General features: G+C 48.3%; 6 protein-coding genes and 1 tRNA gene. 6 read left to right on the forward strand and 1 reads right to left on the reverse strand.

Annotation, left to right across the window (positions count from 1 at the left end; all coding sequences use genetic code 11):
• Window positions 1–185: 185 nt before the first annotated feature.
• Window positions 186–259, reverse strand: a tRNA-Thr gene (locus tag B5F71_RS18615).
• 342 nt (window positions 260–601) lie between these two features.
• On the opposite strand from B5F71_RS18615, the gene B5F71_RS18620 reads away from it, so the two are divergent.
• The 6 genes from B5F71_RS18620 (at window position 602) to B5F71_RS18645 (ending at window position 5,097) form a co-directional block, all read left to right on the forward strand.
• Window positions 602–1,132 carry a DUF4199 domain-containing protein gene (locus B5F71_RS18620; RefSeq protein ID WP_087213316.1) on the forward strand — a complete coding sequence of 177 codons (531 nt, stop codon included), beginning with the start codon at window positions 602–604 and terminating at the stop codon, window positions 1,130–1,132.
• A gap of 11 nt (window positions 1,133–1,143) precedes the next feature.
• Window positions 1,144–2,094 carry a glycosyltransferase family 2 protein gene (locus B5F71_RS18625; RefSeq protein ID WP_087213319.1) on the forward strand — a complete coding sequence of 317 codons (951 nt, stop codon included), beginning with the start codon at window positions 1,144–1,146 and terminating at the stop codon, window positions 2,092–2,094.
• 2 nt (window positions 2,095–2,096) lie between these two features.
• Complete coding sequence (locus B5F71_RS18630) at window positions 2,097–2,609, forward strand: DUF6452 family protein (RefSeq protein WP_087213323.1); 513 nt, start codon at window positions 2,097–2,099, stop codon at window positions 2,607–2,609.
• Entirely contained in the window at window positions 2,557–3,270 is a 714-nt protein-coding gene (locus B5F71_RS18635; protein WP_087213328.1) for a DUF6048 family protein, read from the forward strand. Before B5F71_RS18630 ends, B5F71_RS18635 begins: the two co-directional genes overlap by 53 nt.
• A gap of 116 nt (window positions 3,271–3,386) precedes the next feature.
• Window positions 3,387–3,959, forward strand: coding sequence for a manganese efflux pump MntP family protein (locus B5F71_RS18640; protein WP_087213331.1), 573 nt, complete (start codon window positions 3,387–3,389; stop codon window positions 3,957–3,959).
• A 124-nt stretch (window positions 3,960–4,083) separates the two neighbouring features.
• On the forward strand, window positions 4,084–5,097 hold the full coding sequence (locus B5F71_RS18645) for an FAD:protein FMN transferase (RefSeq protein ID WP_087213334.1): 1,014 nt from the start codon (window positions 4,084–4,086) through the stop codon (window positions 5,095–5,097).
• Window positions 5,098–5,233 lie beyond the last annotated feature (136 nt).

Raw genomic sequence — 5,233 nt, forward strand, 5'->3', positions numbered from 1 at the left:
ACTTATGAACTATAAAAGTTAAACGGGACAGGGAAACCCACCCGTTTAACTTATTTAACAAAAATATTCCGCCATAAAACTTGTGCAAGTCTTAGAATTCTGTGGTGAGAATCATCGCACGATAAATTCAAAACAGTTCCTAAAAGAAAAAGTTGCTTCCTTTTACAGAAAGCAACCTTTTTTCGAGCCTCTTGTCGGATTCGAACCAACGACCCCGAGATTACAAATCACGTGCTCTGGCCAACTGAGCTAAAGAGGCAGGTGGGTAAGCTTACCATATCGCGCCGCTACAACCAACTACCTTTGCTGCGATCAAGCCCTGGAGGATTCGAAGGGAGCTGGCCGTATGGGACTTACCCGTATTTCAAAAAACTTGCAATCCCTGAACTATCGGCGCGATATTTCTTGATTGCGGGTGCAAAGGTAGGTATTTTTTCTGAATATGCAATACGTCTTCTGAAAAAAATGCAGAAAAAAATGAAGAGATGTCATTTTTCATGCTTTTATTACGCTGAATAAGTACAAAAAACGTACTTTTGTACGCAAATAAAGTTATCCGTTACGGAGGGTATACTCTTTTAATCTATTTAAAGTAAAGAAAATGACACCAGACAGACCAATCGGTATTCAAGAGCATGCAATGAGATTCGGAACCTATATGGGAATCTTTTGGATTATCAAATTCATTTTTCTTCCATTAGGGTTTAAAATTCCCTTGCTGCAACTCCTTTTTATATTGGGTACGCTGTTTGTCCCCATATTGGGATACTTGTATGCACGCAAATTCCGGAATACATATTGCAACGGAACCATTCCGTTTTTCCGTGCTTTCATCTTTACCGTATGCATGTATGTCTTTGCGGCCATGCTGGCGGCGGTAGGGCACTATCTTTACTTCCGGTTTATCGACCAAGGATTCTTGTTTGACATGTACAGGCAACAGCTGAACGAGGCAAAGGCTATGCTTCAAGGTGATCTGGCAACTTCCATAGACCAGCTTATGCTTGCTTTTGATACGATAGCTTCCCTGAGTCCCATTCAACTCACCTTTCAACTCATTACGCAGAATGTATTCTATGGCATTTTGCTTGCCTTGCCTACAGGCTTGTTAGTTATGAAATATAAAAAATAAAAATCAGTATTATGGACATATCAGTAGTCATCCCTTTATATAATGAAGCCGAGTCGTTGCCCGAACTGCATGCATGGATAAAACGGGTAATGGATGCCAATCATTTTTCGTATGAAATCATCTTCGTCAATGACGGAAGCACCGACCGCTCGTGGAATGTCATTGAGGAACTGAGCAAAAATAATCCGGAGGTGAAAGGCATCAAGTTCCGCCGTAATTACGGGAAGTCGCCCGCCCTGTACTGCGGATTCGAACGGGCAGAAGGCGATGTGGTCATTACCATGGATGCCGACCTGCAAGACAGTCCCGACGAAATTCCGGAACTGTATCGGATGATTACGGAGGACGGGTATGACCTGGTTTCGGGCTGGAAACAGAAACGCTATGACCCGCTCTCGAAAACCATACCCACCAAGCTTTTCAATGCAACGGCACGGGCGGTGTCGGGCATACACAACCTGCACGATTTCAACTGCGGGCTGAAGGCATACAGGCGTGAAGTGGTGAAGAACATCGAAGTGTATGGCGAAATGCACCGGTATATCCCGTACCTGGCAAAAAATGCAGGATTTGCCAGAATCGGTGAAAAGGTGGTGCATCATCAGGCACGCAAGTACGGAAAGACCAAATTCGGGCTGAACCGCTTCGTAAACGGTTACCTCGACCTGCTTACGTTATGGTTTCTTTCCACTTTCGGGGTGAAGCCGATGCACATCTTCGGCTTTCTGGGCTCTATTATGTTTTTGTTGGGATTCATATCGGTGGCTGTTATCGGATTCAACAAGCTGCACGACATGTATTGCGGAAATCCGTACCGGCTGGTGACCGAAAGCCCGTACTTCTACCTGGCGCTGACCACGATGGTTATCGGCACGCAATTGTTCCTTGCCGGATTCATCGGCGAACTGATAGCCCGCAACGCTCCCGAACGAAACAAGTATCAAATCGAAAAAGAACTGTAACGATGAAAAGACTACCGGTCATATTCTGCATATTGGCGTTAGCAGGACTGTTGGTTCCAGGCTGTGAAGTGGAAAACTGCCCGCCCAACGCCTTGTCGTACCTGCATTTTTCGCTGGTAGACCAAAACGGACGGACATTCAATACTTCTGACACCATCACTATTGTAGGTCAGACCACTTCTTCTGATACGCTTGTATCTGACACGCTTATCAATCAGGAGGCGGCGGCAAGCAGCTTCAGCCTTCCTTTGAGCTACGATGCCTACACCCAGTTTATCTTTATCTATCACGCGCTGGATGTCGGTTATGTGGGACGCGACACCATCCGGATTGACCACCGGAACATCCCGTATTTCACCAACCTGGATTGCGGAAGCATGATGTTCTACGAAATCACCGGCACGGCGCACACCCACCACAGGCTCGACTCTATCACCATCACTAACCCGAATATCGACAACAATGAGAAAGAAAATATCCGCATCTATTTCACTGTTTCTGGTGTTGAGCAGTAGCCTTCTCTTTCTGTTCCCTGCCCCGTCATGGGCACAAAAGAAAGACAAGGAGCAGCTAAAGGCCGACTACAAGGCTTCCCCGTTCTATCAGGGAAGTTCTATCGGCGTGGAAATAGCCGGCATAGGCGGCTACCTGCTGGGAGGAGACATCATGAGCAGCGAAATTTTATTGCAAAGTAACCTGAAGAACCGTTTTTTGCCTACCCTCGAAATAGGCTACGGGAAAACCGATGTCGTCAATGATGCCAACGACATGCACTACAAGACATCGGCGCCTTATTTCCGGATAGGCATGGACTATAACGTGTTCTACCTGAAGCCTTACCTGCCCGGTTATCTGTATGTGGGCCTGCGTTACGGCATGAGTTCGTTCACCTACGACGTGAGCGGACCTGACATGACTGACCCCAATTATGGAGGGACCACGGTGCCTTTTTCGTATTCGGGCATGAAAAGCAAGGCAAGCTGGCTGGAAGGTGTGGTAGGCATCAAGGTAAGGATTTACAAACGTTTCCACATGGGATGGGCGGTGCGCTACAAGATGCGCATGAGCATCGACAATCACGAGAACTCAGTCCCTTGGTACGTGCCCGGCTTTGGCAAGAACGCCAGCAGCAGCTTCAACCTGACGTATAACTTGATTTATAATCTTCCGTTTTAAGGGAACAAGGTGACAAGGAGACAAGGTGACAAGGTCTTGAATAGTTAACCAAAGTATCTGAAACCTCGTCACCTTGTTAACTTGTCACCTTGTCAACTAACTAATAACTGACACAAATGGGTATATTCGCAATTCTTTTGCTTGCCGTGAGCCTCGCCATCGATTGCTTCACGGTGTCCGTCACCAGCGGCATCATATTACGGCGCATCCGGTGGAATACGTTTCTGACGATGGCGTTCTTTTTCGGCTTCTTCCAGGCTTTAATGCCTTTGCTGGGCTGGCTTGGGGCAAGCCATTTCAGCCACCTCATCGAGGCTTACGACCATTGGGTAGCCTTCGGGCTGCTCGCTTTTTTAGGCATCCGCATGATACGCGAGCATTTCAAGGACAGCGAAGAACACAGCTTCGACCCTACCCGGCTGAAGGTCATCATCACCCTTGCCATCGCTACCAGCATTGATGCACTGGCGGTAGGCATCTCGTTTGCCTTCACCGGATTCAAGGAGCTACAGAGCCTGCTTCTTCCGCTCGTTGCCATCGGACTTGCCTCGTTCGTCCTCTCGCTGGCAGGAAGCCTTATCGGCATCTTTTTCGGGAAACGCTTCAACTTGCGGATGGAATTGTTCGGCGGGCTGGTATTGATAGGTATCGGTGTAAAGATACTTTGCGAACACTTACTCTCCAGGTAACGAGTTAACAAGGTACCAGGTGACAAGGTTTTTAGATACCATTGGCAAAACTATCTGAGAACCTCGTCAACTCGTCAACTTGTTACCTCGTCACCTATAAACAGATATAAAAACAATAGAAAACATGAAGAAAAAAAACGGACTGAAATGGCAAATTCCTTTCCTGCTGCTGCTCGTCGTGGGCACCGTATGGATATTGCGCAAGCAGGCACCTTACCAGACCGACCAGGGGCTGGTGTTCGGCACGATGTATAAAATCACTTACCAGTCGAAAGAGAACCTGAAAGCCGAGATAGAAGCCGAGCTGCAACGGGTAGACCGTTCGCTTTCGCCTTTCAACAAGGCATCGGTCATTACGCGCATCAACGACAATACGGATATGCAGACCGACTCCCTGTTCGACTATGTGTACCGCCTTGCCCGGCAGGTATCGGAAGAGACACACGGCGCGTTCGACATTACCGTTGCTCCGCTGGTGAATGCCTGGGGATTCGGGTTCAAGAATGCATCGCAAGTAGATTCGGCTACCATCGACAGCTTGCGCCAATTCGTCGGATACGATAAGGTGAAGCTGGAAAACGGAAGGATTGTCAAGAGCGACCCGCGCACGATGCTGGACTGCAGTGCCATTGCCAAAGGCTTCGGTGTAGACTGTGTGGCACGCCTGCTGGACCGGAAAGGGATACGCAACTATATGGTGGACATCGGGGGAGAACTGGTGATGAAAGGCGAAAACGCACAGATGAAACCCTGGCGCATCGGCATCAACAAGCCCATAGACGACTCGCTAGCAGTGAACCAGGAGCTGCAGACCGTATTGCAGGTGAGCGGCGTAGGGCTTGCCACTTCGGGCAACTACCGCAACTTCTATTACAAGGACGGCAAGAAATACGCCCATACCATCGACCCGCGTACAGGCTATCCGATACAGCACAACATCCTCTCGGCTACAGTCATCGCCGACAACTGTGCCAAGGCAGACGCTTACGCCACCGCCTTCATGGTATTGGGGCTGGATTCTGCCAAAGCCGTCTGCCGTGCCCATCCCGAGCTGGACGCATACTTTATCTATAGCAAGGACGACGGAAAGACGGACATCTACTACACCGAAGGGATGGAGAAGTACATCGCAAGATAGGTTATAATTAATAATTAACAATTAATAATGCCAATCAGGAGTTAAAAGGGAGTTATAGGTAGTTATCGCCCGCAGGGCGGGCTGGAAGTTAGATGCCAATACCTTTTTGCGCCGGTTTCAGAAGTAAGACTATTGG

The organism is Bacteroides sp. An269, from assembly GCF_002159755.1.
Lineage (GTDB): Bacteria > Bacteroidota > Bacteroidia > Bacteroidales > Bacteroidaceae > Phocaeicola > Phocaeicola intestinalis.